Here is a 26008-nt window from a genome sequence, read left to right as displayed (position 1 = left end):
AAATAAGAGAAATTAGTTTTAAAGCTTTTACTGATTTGCAAATTCGTAATATTAAAAAGCCCGTATTTAGCTGCTTTGGCAGCTGTGAGATTAAAATAAAAAGAATAATAAAAGTGTATCACTATGGCATTAAATGCGTTTTTATCTAGCCCTTTGACTATTCAGCCGTTCTCTCTTTTTATCGGCGCATGTATGTGTTTTAGCTTTGGTTTGTCGTTTTTTTTGTGGCGTGCAGGGCCCGGCTCTGCGGGAGCAAAAAATACCATGGCCTTGGTTAGTTTATTGATTTCAATGTTGGCTTTAGCTGTCATCATGCAAGCTGAGATACCAGCCCTCAGAGGGCAAGTGTATTACCTCGTCAGTATTCAAATGCTAACGGGTCCTTTGCTGTATTTTTATGTGTTGTTTCAAACAAGGCCTAATTTCACTCTTCAAGCGACACACTTATGGCATTTGAGTCCGGTACTCATTTTTACACTCATTTGGCATTGGCAAATGCCCGTTGAGCTTAATCACAGCTTGGCTTTACCTTGTTTTAGTAATGAGTTATGCGATGTGTATCGACAAAATCGTTACCTTCATAAGGTGGCTGCTTGGGTCAGCAATTTAGCTTATGGCTTTATCATCATTGGGATTCTTAAATCTTACCAAGTGCAAATTAAAAGACGTTTTTCTAATATCGAAGAGATCAATTTACGCTGGGTCACCATGATTTGCTGGTGTTATATAATCGGTACTCTCTTGGCTATTCTATTTGAAGCTGGTCAGTTCTTAGGAAATGAATTTAATAGTGGTCATATGCATGAACTTGCGATGCTGGTGACAACCGTTCTAATTGCTCATTATGGGGTGAGACAAGTAACAATCCACGCTGAAGATAATGAAGAGCCTCAAAACCAGCCAGTAGAAAGCGTATCGAGCAGCAATAAAAAGTACCAAACAAGCAGCTTAACTGAAGTCGATGCTGCTTCACTTTGGCAGCAACTGCAGCAATTGATGGTGACTGAAAAGCCATACTTAGAGGCGGGTTTAAAGGTGAGCGATTTAGCTAAGCGTTTAGATGTCTCAGTGAGTCATGTATCCGAAACCATTAACGGTCATGCAGGATTATCGTTTTACGATTTTATTAATAAGCAGCGTATAGAAGCCGCTATTCGCATCTTAGAAGATCCTAATAAAGCACATTTATCAGCGACTGAAGTTGGTTTTGAGGCAGGTTTTAACTCGGTTTCAACCTTTTACAGTCACTTTAAAAACTATCAAGGTTGTACGCCTAAACAATATCGCAGCAATAATAGTGCGACTACTGTGAGTTTAAAAAACTAAACCCACAGTATGGGTTTAGCGCTTAATTAAAGGTTTTGATCACTTTGCTTGATTAAGTAGCTATAAAATTGCACTGCTTTAGTTAAGTTCTCGATGCTAATTTTTTCATTTGTACCATGGAAACCGGTTAGCTCTTGTGAAGTTAGCGTCATGGGTAAAAAGCGATAGCTATCGTCAGCAACTTGTTGGTAGCGACGACTGTCTGTTCCCCCAACGGTTAACCCGGGTACAACTACCAGATCGCCATGAATGCTTTGTGCTGCATTAGCAAGTAGTTTAAATGCAGGGCTTTCGCTGCTTGATACAGGTGATGGTTCAAATTGTTCAACAATGTCAATTTCAATACGAGGGTCATCAATCACAGCATTAACGTAGGCAACGATACTCTCGACGGAATCGCGTGGATGAATTCGAAAGTTAACTTTTGCTTTAGCTTCGATGGGTAATACGTTTGATTTCTCACTGCCCGATAACATAGTCGGTGCAGTGGTTGTGCGGAGCATGGCATTAGCAGAGTTCATTTCACTCATTTTATTTTCGATAAGTGAGCCAAATAACCATTTGTTAGCAAATAACAGGCGGCTTGAAAAAGGCATGTGGCGAGCCATTTTATCGTAAATTTGCGCCGAAATACCTTCAAGGCCACCGGGCACTGGGGCATTTTTTAAGTTTACAATGGCTTGCGCTAAGATACTCACAGCCGTTTCTGAGGGGGGCATTGAGCTGTGACCACCCTTAGCATGTGCGATTAGCTCAAGGGTTAAATAGCCTTTTTCGGTGACATTAATACTTGCCACTTTTGGCTCAACACCAGGGATCATACCATCAAGTACAAATGAGCCTTCATCGAGTGACCACTCAAGGGCAATAGCCGCATCAGCAAAGTAATCAGCAATTGCTGCTGCACCATATTTACTGCCAATTTCTTCATCATGCGTTAGCGCAATATAAACATCTCGCTTGGGGCGATAGTCTTGTGCAAGTAAATGAGTGATTGCTTCCATGAGAGTGATTGCAGAGCCTTTATCATCAAGTGTTCCGCGTCCCCAAACATGTTCACTATCAATGGTGCCAGCAAAGGGAGGGTGGCTCCATAGTGACTCTGTGCCTGCAATGACCGGAACGACATCATAGTGGGCAGATAATAAAATCGCTTTTTTATTCGCCTCGCTACCACGCCAACGAAAGAGCAAGGTGTAATCATTAAACTTTTTTAACTCAAGTTGTTGGTGAACATCGGGGTATGTTTGCTCTAGCCAAGATATAAATGCGCTAAACTGCTGGTAATCAATATCAGAACGGTGCTCTTTTGAAATCGTTTTAAATTGCACCGCTTGAGATAAGTGTTCAGCAATCTGCTGACTGTTTACAGCAATATTTGCTGCAGGTATTGGGGTGATTGCTGCGGGTTTGAATTGCCAAGTGCGAAATAACACAATTGCAGTTAGCAGTAGCAAAGCAGCTGCAAAGCCGATGAGTATTTTTTTTATTGTCATGATTTATTTCACTATTTAGAAAAGTACTGAGTGAGTGAATCGTAAAAATGGCTGGATTACTTCCGATTTTGCAAACTGAGAATAAATTCTATAAAAAACTCTACTTTGGTTGTTGATTGGAGGTTAAGTCTCAGTAAATGGTGCTCTTTTTTCTTTGTTTGTACCTGCAATTCTGTTAGCTTAAAAAATTACCAATATTTCTTAAGGATAAGTCGTGCGACTATTTAAGTTACTCTGTATTAGTGGTTTTTTACTCTGTACTAGTCATGTAATGGCTCAACCCGCTGCAGATGATGCGGTTACACATTACAACCAACATACGCATACTATCGAATCAAGTAATCTTAGTGAGCAACGCACTGTCGTTGTGCAATTGCCAAAAAGCTATCAAACACATCCAAACAAAAGGTATCCCGTTATTTACCGTTTAGATGGGGCCGGTAATTTACCATTGATTAATGCTGTGCTTGAACGCTTACAAGAAAATGATCAAGCGCCAGAGGTGATTGTAGTTGCAATTGAAAGCACTAATCGACTTAGAGATTTTTATCCTACAGTGAACAAAGAACCTCAAGGGCCTGTTGGTGAAGGCGGTGGTGCTGCAAAGTTTTTAGCTTTCGTAGAGCAAGAACTGATGCCTTTGGTTAATAAACAGTATCGTACTCATGATTATAGAGTTATCGCAGGAGCCTCTGCTGCGGGTGTATTTGCTCTTTACGCAATGCAAGCTGATCCTGAGTTATTTCAAGCGCACATTGCTTATAGCCCTGCGGTATGGTGGAACTATGGCGCCCCTGCTAAGAGTCTAAATACCTTTGTTACTAAAGCCAAAAGTATTAACAGCTATGTATATATGAATATCGGCGAAGAAGCCGGCATTATGCGCGAAAGATACGATGATATGCAGCAAACGATGCAAAATAGTAAGGTGCAAAATCTGCGCTTTAAGAGCGACGCCTTTGCAGGCGTTTCGCATAACCTAACCTCAGCTGCTGGGGCATTTAATGCGTACCATGGCTTATTTTTATCTAAACATATGCCTTTGAGTGCACTAGGCGATGATGTTTCATCAATTGATGTTTATTATCAACGTTTATCTCAGCAATGGGGCGAGCAAATAGCGCCATCAGACCGCGCTGTTAGGTTGCTGGGTTACAGCTTAACGGATAACCAGCAATTTGAGCGGGCTATTGAGGTGTTTAAGTACAATATCAAAAACTACCCAAAATCAGCGTATGCACTGTCAGCTTTGTCATATGGCTATGAAATGCAAGGTAATACTCGCCAAGCATTAGTTCAAATTGAGGCTGCAATCGCTGTTGCCGATGACTCGTATCCCTACCCTGATTACTTAAAAGAGACAAAAACGAGGTTACAAGGGCAGCTATAGTTAAGCTGCCTTAAACAAATCAATGGTCTTGGTGATAATAGCTTAGGGTTTGTAGGGCAAGCGCAAATACATCTGCGCTGTTATCACCATTAACGTTTTTAACCACAGTCACCGCGCGTTGATGATCAACACACATAATGGTCATGGTAATGCCACCCATACTACCGCCAGAATGCATCACTGCGTGTGGCATGTCGGCCATCAAGGCTTGTAGTTCAGTATCATGTTGGTATTTTTCTCTTTGTTGATAGTTTTTGAAACCTGTCATCCAACCAATACCAAAATCGACCTGTTCACCATTATTGAGTGTGGCTGGGGTAAACATTTCATCCACTGTGGCTGCTTTTAGATAATTGCCCTGCGTGTGAGCTACTGCAAACTTGACGATATCACTTGGTGTTGCAATAAACCCACCGCCTGCCCATTTATAGCTGTGATCGGTCTGCGGTGAGTTAATTAAACGGCCCTGATCAACGCTATAAGGTCTTGCACGATGTGGGATCAGGGTAAACTGCTCATCAAAATATGTGTCGTTTAACTTGAGTGGCGCGAAGACTTCTTGTTCGATAATTTGTCGAAAGTTGCGTTTCTGATCAGCGCCTTCCATCGCAGCGCTAACTAATGTCCAAGCAAATGTTGAATACTGCTGTTTGGTGCCCGGCTCAAACAGTAGGGGATCATTTTTAAACATGGCTAAAGCGCTATCAATATCGCCATACCATTTGTTGAGTAAAAATTCATTGGCGCCTTTTTTGTAATGGCGGATCCCTGCGGTATGTGACGCGAGCTGGCGCAGTGTTAAAGCTGCGTGTTTTTCTGGCCAGTTAGTTACATAGTCGGTTACAGGTTTGTCTAAGTTAATCAATCCCTTGTCGTAAAGGCGCATCATAGCAGCTGTGGCAATAAGCTTAGAGACACTGCCAATGCGAACCTTATGCTCGGGACTCATTAAAACTTGGTTTTCGATATCGGCAAAACCATAACCCTTTGCCGCGATTATTCCTGATTTATCGGCCACCGCGACAGTAATGCCCGGTACTGTTTTCGCACTCACCGCCGATTGAAAGGCGGCATCAATCGCTTTTGGTAGTTCAGCTGCGCTAGTGACATGGGCAGCAATCAACAGTGGTAAGCTGATGAGTGAGCGAGCTATACGGTGTTTGAGCATGGCGGCATCCTTTTTGAGTAACTTTGCAGTCACTCTTGTTATTATTTTTAAGACATTTTTAGATTGCTCAAATTTTCTCTAGATGACAACCCATAGTCGCTTAATTGCACATTTTTCACGTTGTGATGAACATTTAAAAAGGGCGTAAATAACAACGATTGATTATTTTTTAGTTGCTTTCACTTTTTAAGCTGTTTACAATCGCCGCGATTTTAACCATTCACACACTGTAGAGGAGTAAACAATATGACTTATACAACTTGTTCCTTTGCAGGTCGTTTTCTTGCCTAGCTCGAAGCTATTTCTTTATTAGCTTTTCAAAGCTAAGCCTGATCAATTAATCAAAGACCTGCCAAATCATTTTTCGTTAGCATTTTTCTATTGCAGAGAAAGGAATTGGTATTATGGGCAAGTCCGTCCAAAAACTTACTGATAACGTTAGCCTTATTGCGTCTAAAGAGTCGTGGATTGAAGGGCTAGCAATACAACAATTAATTAAAACTTCTGAATTACCTGGTATGTACGCTGTAGCGGGTATGCCCGATTTACACCCAGGTCGAGGTTACCCCATTGGGGCAGCCTTTTTTACAGAAGGTAGAATTTACCCCGCTTTAGTGGGGAATGATATTGGCTGCGGTATGTCGCTTTGGCAAACCAATACTAAGTTAGCCAAGTTAAATGTAGATAAGCTCGCAAAACGCTTAAGCGATGTTGAACTGCCGCTAGATGAAAGTTGGCACACATTGATTAGCGAGCGAAAACATGAACTAGCTATCACACAAACTGGTTTTGATAGCGCCCTTGGCACCATAGGTGGTGGCAATCATTTCGCTGAATTTCAGGCGATTGAAGAGGTGTTTGATCAACAAGCGTTACTTGCTTTAGGCCTACAATCTAAACAATTGCAGCTATTGGTGCATTCTGGCTCTAGAGGGTTAGGACAAGCTATTTTAGTTAAGCATATTGCAGAGCATAACCATGATGGCCTTGAGGTAGAAAGTGGTGCCTTTACAGATTATATGGCCAAACATGACGAAGCACTGCGTTGGGCTCAGTTAAACCGAGAACTGATCGCACGGCGTTTTTTACAAGCTATTCGCGCTGGTGGCGAAGAGGTTTTAGATGTAAATCATAACCTTGTAAGTCAATCACAGATTGCAGGACAAGCAGGCTGGTTACATCGAAAAGGCGCTACACCTAGCGATCAAGGGGCTGTGATGATCCCTGGCTCTCGCGGTGATTACAGTTACTTAGTTAAGCCAACGGCTGAGCAAAACGTAAACTTACGCTCCCTTGCACATGGCGCTGGTCGCAAATGGAAGCGTGGAGAATGCCAAGGCCGTTTGAGTCACAAGTTTAAAAAGGAAGATTTATATCGCACTGCGTTTGGTAGCAGGGTGATCTGTAATGATAAAACGCTGCTTTATGATGAAGCACCACAAGCTTACAAAGACTGCCAAACAGTTATTGATGACCTTGTTGATGCTGGGCTGGTTACTGTAATTGCCAAATTAAAGCCTGTGCTTACCTTTAAAACACAAGGAACGTGCGGATGATCTTAGTGCAATTATCGTCAGGGGCGGGTCCTTTAGAGTGCTGTAAAGCGGTGGCAATGGCTGTTAAGCGCCTTGAGTGTGATGCTAAAGCGTTAGCTATTAAGGTGAATACTCTTGCAGTAGAGCAAGCTGAGCTTTCAGGCTGCTACAAATCGTTATTGCTTGAATTAACCGGTGCTGAGCCGCAAATTTTAAAACAGTTTGCGCAGCAATGGCATGGCTCGATGTTGTGGGTTTGTCAAAGCCCATTCAGAGCAAGGCATAAGCGTAAAAACTGGTACTTTGGCGGTCAACTATTTGAAATAGCAGAGCAAACTTTTGATAGCGAGATCCGCTTTCAGCAATGCCGTGCAAGTGGCGCGGGAGGCCAACATGTAAACACCACTGATTCGGCTGTTCGTGCTACCCATGTTGCGACAGGAATTACTGTTCGCGTAGAGAGTGAAAGAAGTCAGCATGCGAATAAGCGTTTAGCCCGAGCTTTGCTAATGCAAAAACTGGCAGAGCAAGCTCAGCAGGCTGCAAGCCAGCAGCAAAAGTCGCGGTGGCAACAACACAATGAGCTGCAACGGGGTAATCCTATTCGTACGTTTAAGGGCCCTGAATTTAGCCAGACTCACAAAGGAAAAGGACATGGAAAACTTACTGTTTATATGTAGCCGTAACCAGTGGCGTAGCCCAACGGCAGAAAAGGTATTCAACCAATACAATGGCATTAAAGCCCGCTCTGCAGGCACAAGCCCACGAGCAAGGCACACGGTAACAACGGCTGATATTAATTGGGCAGATATAATTTTTGTAATGGAACATAAGCATAAACAACGCCTTAAAGCGCAGTTTAGCCGTTTATTACAATACAAGCCGATTCAGGTACTCGATATACCCGATGAGTACCAATATATGGATGAGGCACTCATTGAAACTTTAAAGCAGTCAGTCGATGATTGCTTGTATATACAAGTTAAATGGTAGCTCTTTTGATTAAAAATAAACCCCGCATTGCAGCGGGGTTTTTTTGCTTTTTAACAACCAGTTAAGAATTAAAAGTCAGTCGGCGCTGGTGGCACGGTGAGTGGCTTTTTCGGGTTGTCTTTTAGCTCTTTTAATAGCTCTTCTACGGCACGTTCAATCGATGGATCTTTACCTTGGTAGATTAGCTCTGGGCGATCAACCACCTTGATGTCTGGGGTGACACCTTCGTTTTCGATGATCCAGTTGCCATCGTTATCTAAAATGCGGAATGTTGCCGCGATAACTTGGCCGCCATCTACTAGGCTTGGGTTACCCGAAATACCAATTAATCCACCCCAAGTACGGGTACCAATAAGCTTACCTAACCCCGCTTGGCGGAAGTAGTAAGGAATAGCGTCACCGCCTGAACTTGAGTAACCATTGATCAGCATGGCTTTTGGACCATCATGAGCAAATTGTGGTGTTTTCGTAGGCTCAACACCGCGGCGCTTCCAGTAGTTAAGCGGTTTACGAGCAAGCCAAGTGATCATGTGCTCAGGAATAAAGCCGCCGCCATTGTATCGGTCATCAATAATCATGGCGTCTTTGGTGGTTTGCGGCATGTAGTTTTTGAACATGGCGCGGTTACCTTCGTAGGCTGTATTTGGTAAGTGAACATAACCAATACGGCCATTTGATAGCTTATCAACGTAGGCTGCACGAGAGTTAACCCAGTCTAAATAACGCAAACCTTGCTCGCTGGCTACAGGCTTAACGGTAACTTGCCATGCACCTTTGCTGCGCGGCTTACTGTTAAGGACTAGCTCAACTTGCTCACCTTGAGTGTTCTCTAGTAATTCGTAGAAGTTAGCGACGTCTTTTACTGAGCGGCCATTTACGGCAATGATGTAGTCGCCGTTATGTGCTTTTACCCCTGTTGTGCCAAGTGGTGAGCGGAAGTCTTCATGCCAGTTTTCACCTTGGAAGATTTGCTCAATTTTTACGTATCCAGATGGATCGCTGGCAAGTTTTGCACCCAATAAGCCGTGCTTTTTACGCTCTGCTTTAGGCATATCACCCGACTGTACATAAATGTGGCCTGAGTTAATTTCACCTGCGATTTCACTGAGAATGTAATCTAGGTCACTACGGTGTGAGATTGCATCAGCCATAGGTTGATACTTAGCTAAAATTGCGTCCCAATCTTGGCCGTGATGGTTTTCATCATAGAACCAATCACGTAATGTACGCCAGCCTTCAACATACATTTGCTGCCATTCAATTTGCGGCTCAATTTTTAAGGTCATGTTACTAAGATCTAGCTTATTCGCTGCTAGGTCTTGTTTTGCTTTAGGCTCAATTAAGCTGTAATCGTTACCCGCATGCACTAACAGGTGCTCACCGTTGCTCGAAATAGTGTAGCTGCTTACCCCTTTAGCCACGGTTTCAAGCTCGCTGTCGTGAGCTGTGTCTATCAATTGAAGGCCACCATTAGCCAGTGTTAGCACGCCACCTTTTACTGCCGTTAAACCGCGATAATCTCCAGCTGGTGCATTTAAAGCGGTAACGCGCTGCATAAAGTCACTGCTTTGCAGGGTATTTTTCGCTTTCTTGTCGTCATCTTTTTGTTTATCGCTGACGATCGCTGTTTCGTCACTTTGTAGTGCGATAAGTGGTTTGATGCTGTCATTTACGGCTGCGGCATAAATACGCGTTGCACGATTAAACATGTAGTCGAACTCGTAGCTGCTGAAGGCTAAGTTAAAGTCGCGCTCAGAACTAAAATACAGGTATTGACCATCAGGAGAGAAAGTTGGGTTTTGCTCATTGGTCATTTCATCCGTTAAGCGAGTCACTTTCTTTTTATCAACATTGTAGTGCCACAGCGAGGCATAGCGGTTTTCATTGTTTTTCACATACACAATGTCTTCGCTATTTGGCGACCAAGTATATTGGCGAATGCCTTCTTCATCGTAGATGCTGGTATCAATTTTGTGTTGTTTACCTGATTTTGCATCTATCCACCAGAGTGTGTGGTTTTTATCTGCAAATAACAGTTTTGAGCTATCTGGTGACCAAATTGGTGTAAAACGCCAAATAGTTCCGTTGCTGGTTAGCTGCTTGGTGGCATTGTTGTCGCTGCGATCTTTTAAGTAAATTTCGTATTCGCCGCTTTCATCGCTCATATAAGCAATATAACGGCCATTTGGCGACCAACTTGCGTCAATTTCGCGGCCTTTTGCTGTGTAAGATAAGTTACGTGTTGGGCCTTGTTTAACCGGTACGCTAAATAGCTCACCGCGGGCAGTAAAGAGTGCACGTTTACCATCATGAGAAATCGACATTGAGTCGATAAAGTCACTCACATTTTTTGTGTACGGCATTGCGTATTGACGCACACCAGCAATGTTAATACTTAGCTTGCTGCTTTTTTGAGTTTTTGGATCAAAGCGATAAAGGTAACCACCGTTTTCATAAACAACAGCATTTGGGCCAGCTGATGGCCACAGTACGTCAAAGTCTTTATGGTTGGTTAGCTTTTTCGGCTCAGCGCCTTTTTGGTATTGATACAGGTTAAGGGTGTAATCACGGTCAGACACAAAGTAAATGTTGTCGCCAACCCAGGTTGGTTGCTGATCGGTTGCGCGGTTAGTGGTTAGCTGCTCTGAGGTATTGTTTTTTAGATCGTAAACCCAGACATCTTGTGCACGACCGCCACGGGTACGCTTCCAAGTACGAAATTCACGGTCAATTGGCGTGTAAACATATTTACTACCATCTGGCGAAAGCATACCGCCGCCGGTTTCTGGAATAGCCAGAGGCTGCTCAAGGCCACCGTCAGCAGGCACCATGTATGGACGACCCATACGTTTACCCCACGGTGTGCGGTTAGCACGAAATACCACATTTTTGCCATCTGGTGTCCAATCGAGAACACGATAATCAAAACCGCCGCGTGGTGGCATTGGGCCAACATCGTTGTAGTAGGTCAGTTGTTTTAAGCCAGAACCATCGCTGTTAATTACGTAAATTTGGCGGCTGCCATTGTACTCTGCTGCAAAGGCAATGCGTTTACCGTCAGGTGAAAACTTAGGGAAGGTTTCAAAGCCAATATGGTCGGTTAAGCGTTTGCTCTCGCCTGTTCGCGTATTAGCAATGTAAATATCGCCACCGTACACAAAGGTAACGTTTTGGTTATGAATATCTGGAAAACGCAGTAAGCGTGTGTCTTTTGTTTCGTAAGCTGATGCCCAAGGTGCCAGTGTCGCAGCCATGGCCAGTGCCAACGTTGTTAGTTTTTTCATGGGATTACATCCTATTTTGGGAACTGTTACATCATAACTATTCAGTTTCAAATAGCGATGCTGATGCGATGAAAGTCTGTTACAAAATATGAATAAAAAAAGGTTGGCAGTAAATGCCAACCTTTGCGAGCTATGTCATACCATAAAACATAACTTCTTAGTGGTCGTGATCGTCACTTTCTTCTGCGATACCTAACCAAGTGATGGCGCTTGGTGCAAAAGTCAGTTCAAGATCACCTTCAATTTCAAGGTCTTCGATATGTACTTTAAGTACGTGCTGAGCGATAGGGTCAGCAACGTAAGCAAACTCACTATTTTGTGACACAGTCATGCTGAAGTTCATGCCCTCTGGCATCATTGTTACGTCTTCTTCAGTGATATCTACTTTACCGGCAAGTTCCCAGTGCATGTGGCCGTCGTGCTCATGGGCTTCAAGCACGTTTAAAAAGCCTAAGCTATCAAGTACTAAAAAGTGCTCACCGCTTGCTGAGAATGAGTAAGATACAGCACTTGCGCCTTCATCAAGTTGCCACTCAAGTACTTCCATTTCAGCTTCGCTTGGATTGATATTTACAAAAACTGCGGCTCCGCCACCATGGCCTGATGCAACGCCAATAAAGCTGTCGCTTGCTTCATGACCATATAAAGTACCGATCCTCAAATCGCCAACCGCTTCAATATTTGCGATTTTTTCTGCATGGTATTCATCGTCATGTTGGTGGGCTACCAGTACACCGTCACCACAACCAAATGCTACATAATTATGGTTTTGCGCTGCACCGTGTAAATCTGGGCAAGTAACTTCAAATGTTTGTTCAAGCTCATATTCACCGTCATGAAGGTGGAAAACACCCACCTGATCCGGCAGGATTTTAGCGTTTGAAGTGCTTTCGCTATCCGCACGACGCAATGTTGCAACTAGGTGCTCGCCACGTGGCTCTGCAACACCATGCATATTGATGTCGTACTGAATACCAGCAAGCGTCTCTGTTTCGTTAGCAATGTCGTTATCGGTTAACACTTCTACAGAGGCAACCGTACCTGCATCGGCATTACCATCGTAAAACACGGCCATTTGACCATCATGTTTAACTATGTGAGTAGGGCGGCTGCCCGTTGTTAGCTCGTAGTCACTAAATGCAGGGCCTTGTTTATAATCATGTAAATGCTCGCCATGATCTTCACGCCATAAACCGCCATCGATAAAGCCTAAGTAATCTTGGCTGCGGTTAGCAATAACTGCATAACGGTAGCTTGGTGAAACATTTAGTGAGCTTGAATCATGGATAAGCGAAAACGTTTCTAGTAATGAGTCGTCATCTAAATCAAAGATATTCGCTTCGTTGCTATCAGCTGCTAAAACCGCTAAACGGCCCATTGAGTCAATGGTATAACCGTCATCATGATCATGGTCATCACCACTGTCGTCAGGAACCTCGATAGGGTCTTTCTCAACAATATTTGTTTCTGCGTCACCACATGCGGTGATCAGGGTGCTACTAATTGCTAGTGCCAATAGTTTTAATCTAAATAAGTGTGTCATGTAGGTTTCCTTTATTTGTAATTTTGTTTTAGAAGTAGCCGCGAACACCAAGCGCAAAACTGCGCCCAGGACGTGGTGCAATATTTTTTAAGAATGAGCTATGAACGCGGGCTTCTGTGTCCGTTAAATTTGTGCCTTTTAAATAAAGCGATAGGTCTTGGTTCAGTACCGATAAATCATAAGAAATACTGGCATCAACAAGGGTGTAGCCGTCTGTTGTGGTTTCTTCTTGTGCTATGCGGTCTTGTTCTTGGTAGCGCGTAACGTGAATATTTGCCGTTAGATTCTCTGTTTGATAGCTAAACTCAGTACCAAAACGCAGTGGTGGAGTACGTGGTAAATCTCCGCCGTCTTTTAGGCGCGCGCGTACATAATCAGAGAATAAGTCGACTTTAAATTCGTCGCTTAGCTGCCAAGCAACTTGCGCTTCAAAACCATGTAAAATCACATCGTCTGTTTTAAATAAATAAACCGGTAGTTCAGATGAATGATCGTGCTCTTCTTCGTGATCATGTTCGTCGCCATGGTCGTGATCATGACCGCTTTCAGCGTATAGGCCTGTGTTGATCTGGTAATAATAGTTATCTACTTGGTTGTAAAAGGCATTGAAGATAAAGCCAATATCACCGTCGGTTTTACGGAATGTCAGGTCGATATTATTTGCTGTTTCTAAGTCGATAGCCTCTTCTGATAGCTCAAAATGACCATCATGAGTGTCGAATAGCGCACCAACTTCATAAGTTGCAGTACCAATGTGTGGGCCAAAAGATAACAGCTCAGAAGCAGACGGAGCGCGCTCAGAACGCGATACCGATAAACCTAGGTTATAACCCGGTGTAAAATCCCATACCACACCTGTTGATAAACTGACCGGTGTAAACTCTTGGGCAACATCAAATACACGTGTGTAACCGGGTTCTTCGTGGTCATGATCATGGTCGTGCTCATCACCGTCTTCATCATGTGCATGGGCATCGATCTCAGGTAACAGCACATTGTTAGCATCAATAGTAACTCGCTCAACACGACCACCTAATTGCACTAAAAAATCGCCAAAATGCTTTTCTTCCATAATTGCAAAAGCAATACTTTCAGTAACAGAAGGAGGGGTGAATGCTTCTGAGCCTTGTGCTTCTACATCACTTTTTTTGTAATGAAAGCTAACGCCACCATTCCACTCATCAAATTGGCTATGCAAAATGTCAACGCGCAGCTCATTGGTTTCATTTTTGAAAGTTGTGCCTACAGCACCGTGCTCGATTTCAGCGTGTTCGTAGTCAGTGTGGCCTGCACGTAAGTTAATTTTGCTTAGCCACTCACTGTCGATATTGTATTCACCAAGTAGCTGGACTTTGGTTTGTTCAAGATCAGCAAAAACAGCTTCTTCTTCGCTGTGCTCTTCTTCGTGATCATGCTCTTCTTCTTCACCATGAGTATGGCCAGGAATACCGTATTGGCGGTTAAATTGCTCAACCGCAACACCAAGGTAACCTTGCTCAAATAAGTAGCTAGTGCCTACAGTAAAGCCATCTGAGTCTTCATTACTGTTTTCTACTACGTACTTTGAGCTGTGCTCTGTGTCGTCAATATCGGCGGCAACAGGTACTTCGTAATCGTCTGATTCACGCCAGAATGCATCAGCATAAAAGGCAAATGACTCTGTTCCTGTGGTGGCATTAAACGAAGCAACTTTTTGCTCATCTACAGAGTTATGTTCTAGATTCCATTCACCACGTGTTGTGCTGTCTGTTGGTACGCGACTGTCAACTACGTTGACGACACCACCAATTGCACCGCTGCCATAAAAAAGAGTTGCTGGGCCACGTAATACTTCAATTTGCTGCGCTGTTGATGCTTCCGATGCCACTGAGTGATCAGGGCCAACACGTGACACATCACTTACATCTAAGCCATTTTGCGTAATTAAAACACGTGGGCCGCTCAAACCACGGATCACAGGCGTACTGGCAACCTTGGCATGAAAGTTTGTGTTAACGCCCGGCAGCTTTTCGAGGCTATCGCCAAGCGTTGATGCTTGTTGGCGTCTTAATTGTTCGCCAGATAACACACTAACAGGTGAGGCAGATTCCATTGCCGACATATGAATCGGCGTTGCTTCAACATCAATCACTTCAATCGGTGAGCGTTTTAGATTAAAAGTTGTGCTGTGGTCTTGGTCATTGGCAAGTGTGATATCTCGATGTAAGTGAGCATAACCTGGCGCTGAAATATGTAGCTCTTTTAAGCCGTTATTTAAGCCGCTGATTTCAAACTCACCTTTGTCGTTAGTTGTTACTTTTTGATCAGACCCTTCAAGGTCAACTGTGGCATTAGCCACCGCTTTACCTTGGTTATTTAAAACAACGCCTTTGATTGATTGTGCCAAAACACTGGCTGGTAATAACGCTGCTATGACGACAGCCACTCTTGAGATGTTATTCATTATTCACCATTATAGATATGTTATAATATATCAATTGTGCTTTAATTGTTATAATGTATCAAGTGTGAATCGACGAATGAGTTTTATTCTTTTTTGTAACAGCATGTTTAAAGTGAGGTAAATGGAGTGATTGGGGTTATGAAAGCAGCAAAATTAGCAGTGATATGCTTTATGGTTGGATGTATCTTTTCAGCTCAAGGGCATCAACACCATCATCATTCACATGGTGAGGGAGTGCTTTTTGTGGTTCATGATCAAGACAAGTGGCAGGTTAAATTCATTTTACCGGCTGGAGATATTTTTGGCTTTGAGCATCAGCCCGAAACAGCTGAGCAAAAGCAAACCATTAAACAAACGTTAGCCCAATTAGCAAATTCACAGCAGCTAGTGACATTTAACGGCGAATGTAAGCTTACTCAAGCAAATTTTGAAAACCCATTTGAGCATCACACTCATGATTCACATCAAGACTTAGAAGTTGAATACTCGTTTAACTGTGATAAGCCCGTCTCTAAAGTCACAGTTACTTTATTTGCATGGGCTGAAGCAATATCTGTTATCGAAGCACAGTGGATCACAGAGCAAGCGCAAGGGATAGCAGAGCTGACAGCAACAAAACCTTATATTGAGTGGCCGCTATGAATAAACAGCGATTAACCAGCACACTTAATAAAGCGAAGCAGGTTTGCCTTGAGCATGGCAGAAAGTTCACCATTCAGCGCAAGCAAATACTGCAAATATTACTAACCACAGACGTGCCGTTATCGGCCTACGAATTGGCCAGTTGCTACAAGCTGCGCACAAGTTCAAGTGTATCTGTTATGTCTGTTTATCGAATCTTGAGTTTTTTGGAGTCGGTAAACCTTGTTCGCAGGCTTAATAGTGCTAACAAATATATCGCTTACGGTACCGACAGTGAGGTTTTTAAGCGTGAGACTTCTTTGTTTTTGATTTGCCGTCACTGCCAAAAAGTTGAGACTTTAGCGGTTTCACACAGTGACGTTGCAAAGCTTTTCCCGCATTTTGATGATGCAGGTTTTACCTCACAAACAAAGCAATTTGAAATGCTGGGAGTATGCAATGAGTGCCAAGCAAAACTTGCTTGATGCACTTTTTATAATTCATGTGTTCAATTTTGTAGGAATTATTCAGTGAAATTACAAGAAATAATGGACAAGTTTGCCATCGGGTTATCAGCTATGTGTGCTATTCACTGTTTAGCTGTGCCTGTGTTATTGGTTTTATTACCAAGTGCTGCAGCACTGGGTTTAGGTAACGAGCAATTTCATTTTTGGATGTTAGTTGCGGTACTGCCAAGCAGCTTATTAGCACTATTTTTAGGGTGTAAAAAACATAAACGTTATCGATTATTGATGCTAGGTGGTGCAGGGCTGGTGTTGTTGTCTGCAGCGGTGCTGCTTGGCGAAAATGTTATTGGTGAGGCTGGCGAAAAAGTACTTACTTTATTGGGTTCGCTCTTTGTCGTCACCGGGCACTGGTTTAACTTTCGCTTGTGTGGGAAAAAACGAGGGACTGAGGAGTGTCTAAGCTCGTAAAGATATAAACTTGTTGACCAACCATTGTGTTGGCCAACAAGCTAATTCAGCAAAACTGAATTACTTGTAGAATACTTCTACAGTGCCTTTTACTTTTAATAGTAAAGGTTGGCCGCGGCGATCAAGGGCTTTTGGAGAAGCGACTTTGATCCAGCCTTCGCTGATATTATATTCTTCAACGTCAAAACGCTCTTTGCCGTTAAGTTTTACACCAATTTCATGCTCGAAAACTTCTTCCACATAAAATTTACTACGTGGATTGATAGAAAGTTGGTTTGGTAATTCTGGTTTTTGTGTATCAGTCATAGTTGCGATCTGCATTGAATAAATTGTGCGCCATTGTAGGCAATAGCTGGCATTGGCTCAAGTATCTACACGGCAAATTTATTGTTTACTCGCAGGCTTGTACTGAATGCTCAACGCACATGGCAACGGCTTCACTCTTTTTATCGAAGTCGTGCGTTAAGCAGTAGTCGAAACGCATGGTTAACTCAATCACTTGTTCATCCGTGCGCTCTGGCCATTGCCAGTCTCTCACTATTTGCCTTGCTGCCTTTCTAACGTCTTTACTAAAGCGCTTAGGTGCTGAATTTTCAATATTTAAGTTTTTCACATTGCCTTCTGGCGTTACCTGAAAGTTGACAATTGCGCAGCCACTGCCTTGTCGATTTAGCAGCCCTGTCGGGTATTGTACATGGTGCATTGGTGGCAGCCGTTGCCAGCTAGGCTTATCTGTTGTGGTATCGAGTACCTGTGCTTGAATATCAACAAATGGAAATTTACGTGATAAATCAGGGTTTGCGAATGAGCTGATTGATGCGCATACGAGCGTTAATGCTAAAAGTGATTTATACATAGTCTTCCTTAACTTGTTTGTTTTTTAATCTATTCCAATTTAGCGTTAAAAATTATCTTTGTAAACTAGAGGCTTGGCTAAAAATTAAGGGATAAATGTATTGTTATACTATAACCTATTTTTTATTTGTGTTATTTTATAACAAATCATTTCTCTTAACTTTTACAATCAGACCTTATGAAGTACTCAACTCTTAGTTTAGCCTTAGCTGCGGCGTTTGCAGCGAATTCACATGCAGCTGATAACAGCGATATCGAAACGATCACCATTGAACATAAACAGGCGTTTCGTGGTGATATTCCAACAAAAGATTTACCGCAGTCGATCACCACATTAAGTAAAGACATGATGACTGATAACGGTATTACTAAGTTTCGTGATGCACTGGATTTTTCTGCCAGTATTACCCGTAAGAATAATGGTGGCGCGCTGTGGGATAGCTATTCAATTCGTGGTTTGTCAGGTAACGAAAATATGCCGTCTGGGTACTTACTTAACGGTTTTAGTGGTGGTCGCGGCTTTGCAGGCCCACGTGATGTATCAAACATTGAATACATCGAAGTATTAAAAGGACCTGGCTCAGCACTCTATGGCCGTTCGGAGCCAGGTGGTACAGTAAACATTATTACTAAAAAGCCACAGTTTTATCAGCAAGGGCAACTTCAAGCTGAGTTCGGTAGCGATGATCACAAGCGTATTCAAGGTGATTACACTAATGGTTTAAGCGATGATTTAGCGTTTCGTATCAATGGCGCATGGCAAGATAGTGACAGCTTCAGAGACTATGTACACCACGACAAATTCGTGATTACGCCTTCGCTTTATTATCAAATCAACGATAACTCATCGCTGACTTATGAGTTTGAGTATGTTGATCAACAGCAAATGTATGACCGCGGTATTGTGGTGTTAAATGGTGATTTTGATACCGTGCCTGAGTCACGCTTTTTAGGTAACCCAAATGATGCACCAACCAAAGTGCACTCACGCGGCCATCAATTAAATTACAGCAACGACCTTAACCAAGATTGGAGCTTGTTATTAGGTGCTAGTTACCGTACTGCAACGTTAACGGGTTATTCGTCAGATGCTGAGCTTTCACCATCGCGTCAGTCATTATTTGATGATGGCAGAACTTTAACTCGCCAGCACAGATACCGTGACTATGAGTCTGATGATTTATCGCTGCGTTTTGAATTAAGCGGTCACTTTGATGTTGCCGGTATCACCAACCATGTATTGATTGGTGTTGACGGTTACGACTATGAGCTGCGCACTGGGCTTTATCGCTACCGTGGTGGTAATGGCACTTACACCATTGATATTTATGAGCCAGAGTACAGCACTACTGAAGGCCCTGAAGTGGGCATGCAGTACGAAAATAACGAACAGCAAAATGCGTACGGTATTTACCTGCAAGACCAACTAGATCTAACCGATAACTTAAAAGTGATGTTAGGTCTGCGTTTTGATGAAATTGAACAAGATATTTTTGAGACTAAGTCTGGTGTGGCATCAAACAGCAAAGAAAACCGCATTAGTCCACGTTTTGGTGTGGTTTACGCACTTAATGACGATATTAACCTTTACTCAAGCTATTCAGAAGGCTTTTTACCACTGAGCGGCACCGATGCCGAGGGTAATCCATTCGGTTTTGAAGAAAGTGACTCGTTTGAAGTGGGTGTTAAATTTAGCTACGCCAATATCAGCGGTACGCTTGCTTATTTTGATGCAAGCAAGAGCAACATGCTGGTGGCAGATCCAGTAAATGTGGGTTATTCAACACCTGTAGGTAAAGCAAATAGCACAGGTTTTGAGTTAGATTTAACAGGTTCATTGGGTGACAATACCGAGTACAACCTATCTTATGCCTATGTTGATGCCGAGACTGCATCAGACAGTCTAAATGTTGATTGGTTAGTGCCAATTCCTAAAGGTAGCCCACTTGTGAACGTACCAAAGAATAACCTTTCGATAGGCTTAAACCATGACCTAAATCTATTCGCACAAGAAATAAAGATTGGTGGTCATTATCAATATGTGTCTGATCGCTTAGGTGACCCAGCTGATCTCACTTTTCGTTTACCGAGTTACCAAACTGTTGGTTTATTTGCTAAATGGCGAGCGACTGAACGTACAACGGTATCATTGAATGTTGATAACGTGTTTGATGAACAGTATATCGCCAGTTCTTACAATGCATTGTGGGCCTACCCAGGGGCGCCGACGCAATTTAAACTTGGCGTAAGTTATGACTTCTGAGCAAGTTAAAAGCCGTATTCACAGTATCGACATCATGCGTGGTGTCGTTATTCTGCTGATGCTACTTGATCATGTGCGAGAGCGATTTTTCTTGCACATGCAGGTGGCCGATCCCATGGTTGTTGATACAACTTCGCCGGGGCTGTTTTGGAGCCGCTTTGCCGCGCACTTTTGTGCACCAACCTTTATCTTTTTAACCGGTTTGTCGGCGTGGCTTTATAGTCACCCAGCAAGTGGCGTGGCGCGCTCAGCACGAAGCTTTTTAATCAAGCGAGGGCTTTTTTTAATCGCCCTCGAAGTGACACTGATTTGTTTTTCGTGGATGGGTTACTATCACACCATTTGGCTACAAGTGATGTGGGCGATTGGCCTTTGTATGCTGGTGTTAGCAGCATTGATTAAGCTGCCACGCAACCTATTGCTGGTGCTTGGTTTAGTTATTGTATTTGGTCACAACTTACTGACTCCAATCAGCTTTACGCCCGATGAGTTTGGTTACTCGCTGTGGACGATTTTGCATGACCGAGGCTATCTATCACAAGGCGGTTTAATCGACGTCAAAATTAGCTACCCAGTGCTGCCTTGGATTGGCGTAATTTTGTTGGGTTACTATGCAGGTCCTTTATATGCACACACTCAATCGGCAGATTCGCGTAAACGAGCATTACTACTGTTAGCCCTGTTATGTGTGGGATTATTTGCGCTGCTGCGTGGTTTTAATATCTATGGTGAAACCTTGCCGTGGCAAACGTTTAGCACTACAACCGAAACCATGATGTCGGTGTTTAACGTGACTAAGTACCCACCGTCACTGAGCTTTTTGCTGATCACGTTAGCAGGCATGTTTGTTGGCTTATGGTTATTTGAAAGACCATTAAACCGCTTTACTAATGGGCTACGTGTATATGGCTCTGTGCCTATGTTCTTTTATATTTTCCACCTCTATGTACTGCTATTTATGTATCAAATAGGCATGCTGATCTGGGGGGCAAATCAAGGGCAATATTTAGGAGTCAGTGATATATCAGGTATTTGGTTTATTACTTTGTTGTTGGCAGTAGGGCTTTATTGGCCAACCAAGAAGTTTAGTGAATACAAGCGTAAGGCTAACAAGCCTTGGTTAAAGTATTTATAACGAAAAATGCCGATATGCTAAGCATATCGGCATTACCTACTTACTATCCTAATTAACTAATCCTTAGTTAATTCGAGGTTTTTTACGACGAAGTGCCATCAGTGGGGCAACTGCTAGTAGTAACCAGCCGAATGAACCGCTTGATGATTTCTTGTCTTTTTCAATCTCTGCTTCTGGAATCACTGCCTCAGGGAAAGTACAGCTACCATCGTCAGTATTGGCGCTTTCATCATAGTTAGTTGCTGAGCTATCAGTACAGCCAAGCTCTTCACCATCAGACATCACCGATAATACAAATGAACTCATTGCTGCATCAGTTGGGTTAACGCTGTCGCTAACTTTTACTGTTACATCAATATCACCATGGAAGTGCGCCGCTGGCGTGATAGTCACAGTGCTACCTGATGTGTGACCAGATACTTCATAAGTGAAGTTTTCGCCTAACACTTCGATTTGGTTGCTCACTTGGTTTTCGTCAGCATAAAGCACGTCAAAACTAATCGTTTCGTTCTCTGCCACCGACATATCAGTTAAGGCTGCCATTTCTAGGTTACCGATAACTTCTAGGTCAAGGGTGATGGTTTCATCATCTGCGCCAACTAAACCATTTGTAAGTGATAGTTGATGCGTTTGATTCGCCGCTTGCTCACCAATGTACGCTTGGAATTTCACGTCAAACTTAGAAATCTCAGGACCTGTGTAGTCAAGACACACAACCAGTTTGTCGTGTAGTACTTCGTCCATATTGTCGAAGCCGTACTTGTTACCGATGTTTAAATCGATTGGAATATCACCACTGATAAAGCCACGACCATCAGCAGCTTTCAAGCCGATAGAACCTTGTGCATCAACTAAGCTTAGGTTGTCATAAGCAAATAGTAGCTCGTATTCACCTGGCTCATAGTCAATGCCCATACGCATGAACATTTCAACATCAACAGATTGGCCTTCAGTTCTTGAACGCTGGATATTATCCCACTCAAGTACTAACCACTCACGCGATACCGTGTAAGTTGGTGTGATACCGGCGTTGGCGTCATAGTTACCGTAACCACCGTCAACACGCTCTGGGATAGTGTTGTCACCAACCCAGAAAGGTGCGATTAGGTAAGGCGGCGGTGGCGGCTGAGTGTAACCCTCAGGCAGTTCAACGTGGAATGGCGTAGTACGGCCTTGCGAACCAAATGTGACTAAGCCTGCTGGGTTAAGTTTAATTGAGTCAAAGTGGTACTTGTTAAAGAATGGGAATGACACATCAAGATTAGTGTTCATGATTTCTTTAAATGTGTACTCAAACTCGTTGTAGTAACGACCTTCAACACCTTCTAGTGTACGCCAGCCAAGCTCACGTAGTTCTAGGTAGTGAGGATCTGGTGAATGCGCCGATGTTAATGAACACATTTCGTCTGTGATGTTGGTGGTAATGTTATAATTACGCTCAACATTTTTAGTCGTCTCTTGAACACCAACTAGTGCTAGAGCGTTGTTATCTAACATTGGTGTTACTGGCGTTGAGTTAGATGCGACAATGCTGTCAGGAACAATGTCTACGCCCGCAGGGAACTCAGTGTTTAGTGCAAATTGACGCGCTTCATCTTCGTTATTAGCAATAACGCTGATTTCGAAGTCAACTAAATCACCCACAAATGCTTTGTCTTTGTTAGCTGTAAAGGTCACGTCTTTATCAACTTGCTCGATGATCACTGGCACAAAACCAAGATTACCCGCATCTTCAGGGTTGCTACCAATATCAAAGCCACCAAAGTAGATATCGCCCACTTCCATATCAGGTAAGTTATAAGCAAGGTCAAGCTCAAGCTGGTCATAACCTGGTACGCTGCTTGGGCCTGTTACAGTGAGTGAGCCATTGTCTTCAGTGGTCACCGCTGTCGCAAATGATACCTCGATACCTTCATCAACTTCACCATACGATAGAGTCTGTAGGCTCATGTATAACGTAAAGTATTCACCCGCTTCAGGGTCAACAATATTACAGAAGTTAGTTAGGGTGTAGCTCGTTGACATACATAGCGTTTCTTCATAAGACGCAATGCCATCACCGTTACTATCTTTACCCATGAACACAAGTACACGTGACGTGTCGTTCATCACGCTTGCGCTTAGCATTTTTGCGCCTTCTGGCACTGTCGTCCACTGTATGTGGTTGTTGTTCACAGCTTCGCCTTCACCTTCAACCTCTACGCTATCGAATGGGTCGCCTGGTGTGGTGTCGTTGAATAGGTGTACTGTTTCAACTTGGCCTTTTACTAAGCCGTACGATTGTGTGGTTAGGTTGCTAATTTCATCAGTATTGAATGGACCCACTTTCATCGTTGCAGAACGGCGGTGAGCATCAATTTGAATATACTCAGGTAAACCGGTATCACCAGCGAAAGTCCATACAGGCATTTCTAAAATTGGTGATTCAGGATTGCTTGAGGTCATTACGATTTGACCTTGGTTACCTGTGTAATCAACAATTTCTTGTGGTGTTGCTTGTTGGCTTGCTTCAACCGTAACAACAATGCTTTGTGTCTCACCTGCTTTAATATCAAAGTTGCTTGGCTCAACACTAATTTTGCTATTACCAATCCAGTTTTCTGTATGAAGTGTCCAGCTTGCGTCTTCTGTCGCCGTAAAGGTTCTGATAAACGTACACTTAAAGCCACAGTCATTATCAACCATGTAAGCTGTGTTTAGTGCTTTTTCACGGCCACCAAGGCTTGGGTTAGCAGCACTCATGTTAGCAATGGTTTCATCAAGCAATAGGCCTGCTTTATCAGCACGCTCAACTTGCATTTTACCTGAACCCATTTCAGCAAGGGCAGCATCAAAGCCATCATCGGTGTAGTTGTTTAGGTACTGTGCTAAAGCAACTTGATTGTTTGCAGTTAACATCAATGCTGATTGAATTTGCATTGGTGTCCAATCAGGATGAGATTGTTTTAACAATGCTGCCGCACCCGCAACGTGTGGGCTTGCCATTGATGTACCAGACATAGATTGCCAGTCTGAAGTTGCAGGGTTGCTAGTAAATGGTTGATCGTCAGATGATGGCGCATAGATATCAACACCCGGAGCCGCAACGTCTACAAGTAAGGTGTCAAAACCAAAGTATGATGGGCCACGGCCAGAGAAGTAAGCAATGCGGTCTTTATCTACAGCATCTACAGTACCTTCGGTTGCTTCAATGGTACCCATGTGGCTGTCGCCTGTGCTTAGCCAGTCAAGTAAGCTCGTACCATCGACGTTTTTAATGTGAATGGTAGGGATAGGGTAAGTGACTGAAGGAATCGTGTAGCGATCGTAGAATGATACATGGTTATAAATAATTAAACCTTCAGCACCACCTGCCTCTACGTTTAGCGATTTAGAGTACAGCGGGTAAGAACTACGTTTACATACGACAATCACATCTTGCGCACTTTCGTCGATAGCGGTTGCTGGGTCATCAACTAAATCAAATGTCCCTTCAGGGAATGGCTTGTCACAGTTGGCAAGCGCATAGCTTGAGCTTTCATTTGGATTTTCAAAGTCAGTTGCGGCAACGATTAAACCTGTTAGCTCGTTAAAGTTTACACCTGCACCAGCAAATGGTCCTGGCGCTGCAGTATCGCCACCAGTTAGGTTTTTAAGTTGTTTGTTACCAAAATTGACTTTAGTTGAAGGCGTATGAGCTGCAACTGTGGTTACCCAAGGTGAAGAGTGGTCAGCCGTTGAATATTCAGGGCCGCTGTTACCTGCCGCTACCGCCACAAATACACCAGTTTCAGCTGCATTCATGAACGCTTGCTCAATTGGGTCGCTCCATGGGTCTTCTTCAAGGCCACCTAATGAAGCATTCAGTACGTCAACATTATCTATAGCAGCTTGTTCAACAGCAGCTAAGATTGCGCTTGTTGGACAGCCTGCATAAGGGTCACCAGAACCACCCGGCCAACATACTTGGTATGAAATGATATTAGCGTGTGGCGCCATACCTGATACTTGCGGGAAAGTTACATTGGTTTCTAAACCAGATGATTGGCTTTCATACTCAGTCAGTTTGTAAGGAATATCGTAAAGGATATTACCTGCCGCTGTACCTGCAACGTGTGAACCATGGCTATTATAGTCTTCACCATTTTCTGGGCGAGTCTCTTCAAATACAGAATCCACATAAGCTGCGGTGATCTCAGGGTATGAGTACACACCAATTAGCTTGTCGTTACACAGATCAGCAAATTCAGCAGTTGCACAGTCACCTAGGTACTTGTCGCCTAGAGGGTTGGTGTGAGTGTAGCCATCGCCACCTACAGCTGCAAATGATGGGTGATCGGTATTGATACCCGTATCGATGATACCGACAACCGTGCCTTCACCTTTGTTGCTGCTCGGGTTGCTAGCACTTGTGCTCCAAAGAGCAGAAGCACCGGTTTGCTCAATGGTATTAAAAGTATTTAGGCTGTAGATTTTTGAGCGAGTGATCTTCTTAACACCAGCCACTTTAGCAAGGCGCTTCGCTTCATCTTGTGTCATTTGGGTGGTGAAACCGTTTAATGTCACATTGAATGTGCGCTCAACATTTAGCTGTAAGCCTTGTTGACTCATCGCAGTACTCAGTACTGATTGGCGCTTACTTGCTAGGTGGTTAGCGTAAGTTGCGATAGCAGGCTGCGCCATATTAAGCGTTGAGCGTGTTGTTGCTTGTTGCGTCTGCATTACCACATCTTTAGTGCTCGCAAGCCCTTTAACACCACCTTGGTAAGTCGAAATTGGTGCATCGTCCAGTTGCACGATATAAGTTTGAATACCACTAATATCTTTCTCTGGTGTGAAAACGCGGCTTTGTTTTTTAACTGTGTTATTAACCTTGTCTTCCCACACAAATTCATTGGTAACGGTTTGCTTTGGCGCATAGCCTGCTGGCTGTTCTGGCCATGCCTGGTCATTTAGCGCAGCAGCAGACGTACCTACACCTAAGTAAAGTGCAGATGCGACCATCACTGATACTTTTTTCATATTGAACATGTGATCTAACT

Annotated in this window: 18 protein-coding genes; 10 read left to right on the top strand and 8 right to left on the bottom strand. The window is 43.3% G+C overall.

Going from position 1 to position 26008, the window contains the following annotated elements; translation table 11 throughout:
• Positions 1–123: 123 nt before the first annotated feature.
• Positions 124–1326, top strand: coding sequence for a helix-turn-helix domain-containing protein (locus WA256_RS18695; protein ID WP_304637690.1), 1203 nt, complete (start codon positions 124–126; stop codon positions 1324–1326).
• A gap of 26 nt (positions 1327–1352) precedes the next feature.
• Here the strand turns inward: WA256_RS18695 and WA256_RS18690 are convergent, their stop codons facing one another.
• Positions 1353–2822, bottom strand: coding sequence for a M20 family peptidase (locus WA256_RS18690; protein WP_335992843.1), 1470 nt, complete (start codon positions 2820–2822; stop codon positions 1353–1355).
• A gap of 214 nt (positions 2823–3036) precedes the next feature.
• Between WA256_RS18690 and WA256_RS18685 the strand changes: the two genes are divergently transcribed.
• A complete protein-coding gene (locus tag WA256_RS18685) occupies positions 3037–4212 on the top strand; it encodes an alpha/beta hydrolase-fold protein (protein WP_442961453.1) in 1176 nt (391 codons plus the stop codon).
• A gap of 19 nt (positions 4213–4231) precedes the next feature.
• Here WA256_RS18685 and WA256_RS18680 read toward each other — a convergent pair whose 3' ends face one another.
• On the bottom strand, positions 4232–5380 hold the full coding sequence (locus tag WA256_RS18680) for a serine hydrolase domain-containing protein (protein ID WP_062566378.1): 1149 nt from the start codon (positions 5378–5380) through the stop codon (positions 4232–4234).
• 404 nt (positions 5381–5784) lie between these two features.
• Between WA256_RS18680 and WA256_RS18675 the strand changes: the two genes are divergently transcribed.
• The 3 genes from WA256_RS18675 to WA256_RS18665 are packed head-to-tail and all read left to right on the top strand — an operon-like array spanning position 5785 to position 7908.
• Positions 5785–6936, top strand: coding sequence for an RNA ligase RtcB family protein (locus WA256_RS18675; RefSeq protein WP_062566377.1), 1152 nt, complete (start codon positions 5785–5787; stop codon positions 6934–6936).
• Positions 6933–7595, top strand: a complete 663-nt coding sequence (prfH, locus tag WA256_RS18670) for a peptide chain release factor H (RefSeq protein ID WP_062566376.1) — start codon at positions 6933–6935, stop codon at positions 7593–7595. The genes WA256_RS18675 and prfH overlap by 4 nt, the downstream gene beginning before the upstream one ends.
• Positions 7570–7908 carry a low molecular weight protein tyrosine phosphatase family protein gene (locus tag WA256_RS18665; protein WP_335992839.1) on the top strand — a complete coding sequence of 113 codons (339 nt, stop codon included), beginning with the start codon at positions 7570–7572 and terminating at the stop codon, positions 7906–7908. The genes prfH and WA256_RS18665 overlap by 26 nt, the downstream gene beginning before the upstream one ends.
• A gap of 68 nt (positions 7909–7976) precedes the next feature.
• On the opposite strand, the gene WA256_RS18660 is transcribed toward WA256_RS18665, so the two are convergent.
• The 3 genes from WA256_RS18660 to WA256_RS18650 all read right to left on the bottom strand — a co-directional run bounded on the left by WA256_RS18660 (position 7977) and on the right by WA256_RS18650 (position 15178).
• On the bottom strand, positions 7977–11192 hold the full coding sequence (locus WA256_RS18660; RefSeq protein ID WP_335992837.1) for a S41 family peptidase: 3216 nt from the start codon (positions 11190–11192) through the stop codon (positions 7977–7979).
• A 157-nt stretch (positions 11193–11349) separates the two neighbouring features.
• Complete coding sequence (locus WA256_RS18655; protein ID WP_063530192.1) at positions 11350–12735, bottom strand: hypothetical protein; 1386 nt, start codon at positions 12733–12735, stop codon at positions 11350–11352.
• A gap of 28 nt (positions 12736–12763) precedes the next feature.
• Positions 12764–15178 (bottom strand): TonB-dependent receptor, encoded by a 2415-nt coding sequence (locus WA256_RS18650; RefSeq protein WP_335992834.1) that lies wholly within the window; start codon positions 15176–15178, stop codon positions 12764–12766.
• Positions 15179–15316: 138 nt separating this feature from the next.
• On the opposite strand from WA256_RS18650, the gene WA256_RS18645 reads away from it, so the two are divergent.
• Genes WA256_RS18645 through WA256_RS18635 form a run of 3 tightly spaced genes read left to right on the top strand, consistent with a single transcriptional unit; the run spans position 15317 to position 16734 of the window.
• Complete coding sequence (locus WA256_RS18645) at positions 15317–15820, top strand: ZrgA family zinc uptake protein (protein ID WP_063530274.1); 504 nt, start codon at positions 15317–15319, stop codon at positions 15818–15820.
• A complete protein-coding gene (locus WA256_RS18640; protein WP_055198507.1) occupies positions 15817–16284 on the top strand; it encodes a Fur family transcriptional regulator in 468 nt (155 codons plus the stop codon). The genes WA256_RS18645 and WA256_RS18640 overlap by 4 nt, the downstream gene beginning before the upstream one ends.
• A 45-nt stretch (positions 16285–16329) precedes the next feature.
• Positions 16330–16734 (top strand): MerC domain-containing protein, encoded by a 405-nt coding sequence (locus tag WA256_RS18635; protein WP_335992830.1) that lies wholly within the window; start codon positions 16330–16332, stop codon positions 16732–16734.
• Positions 16735–16794: 60 nt separating this feature from the next.
• On the opposite strand, the gene WA256_RS18630 is transcribed toward WA256_RS18635, so the two are convergent.
• Both WA256_RS18630 and WA256_RS18625 read right to left on the bottom strand, forming a co-directional pair.
• Positions 16795–17040, bottom strand: coding sequence for a DUF3297 family protein (locus WA256_RS18630; protein ID WP_171037140.1), 246 nt, complete (start codon positions 17038–17040; stop codon positions 16795–16797).
• 85 nt (positions 17041–17125) lie between these two features.
• Positions 17126–17590 carry an energy transducer TonB family protein gene (locus WA256_RS18625; RefSeq protein WP_269408189.1) on the bottom strand — a complete coding sequence of 155 codons (465 nt, stop codon included), beginning with the start codon at positions 17588–17590 and terminating at the stop codon, positions 17126–17128.
• A 177-nt stretch (positions 17591–17767) separates the two neighbouring features.
• Between WA256_RS18625 and WA256_RS18620 the strand changes: the two genes are divergently transcribed.
• Both WA256_RS18620 and WA256_RS18615 read left to right on the top strand, forming a co-directional pair.
• Positions 17768–19852 (top strand): TonB-dependent siderophore receptor, encoded by a 2085-nt coding sequence (locus WA256_RS18620; RefSeq protein WP_335992825.1) that lies wholly within the window; start codon positions 17768–17770, stop codon positions 19850–19852.
• Positions 19842–20987 (top strand): DUF1624 domain-containing protein, encoded by a 1146-nt coding sequence (locus WA256_RS18615; protein ID WP_335992824.1) that lies wholly within the window; start codon positions 19842–19844, stop codon positions 20985–20987. The genes WA256_RS18620 and WA256_RS18615 overlap by 11 nt, the downstream gene beginning before the upstream one ends.
• 63 nt (positions 20988–21050) lie before the next feature.
• Here WA256_RS18615 and WA256_RS18610 read toward each other — a convergent pair whose 3' ends face one another.
• Positions 21051–25997: a S8 family serine peptidase gene (locus WA256_RS18610; protein ID WP_335992822.1), complete on the bottom strand. Its 4947-nt coding sequence runs from the start codon at positions 25995–25997 to the stop codon at positions 21051–21053.
• Positions 25998–26008: the final 11 nt, after the last annotated feature.

Origin of the sequence: Pseudoalteromonas sp. CH_XMU1449-3, assembly GCF_037027245.1 — a bacterium.
Taxonomy (GTDB): Bacteria; Pseudomonadota; Gammaproteobacteria; order Enterobacterales; family Alteromonadaceae; genus Pseudoalteromonas; species Pseudoalteromonas shioyasakiensis.
The sequence above is the reverse complement of the archived record's forward strand: the minus strand, read 5'-3'. Positions and strand labels throughout refer to the sequence as shown.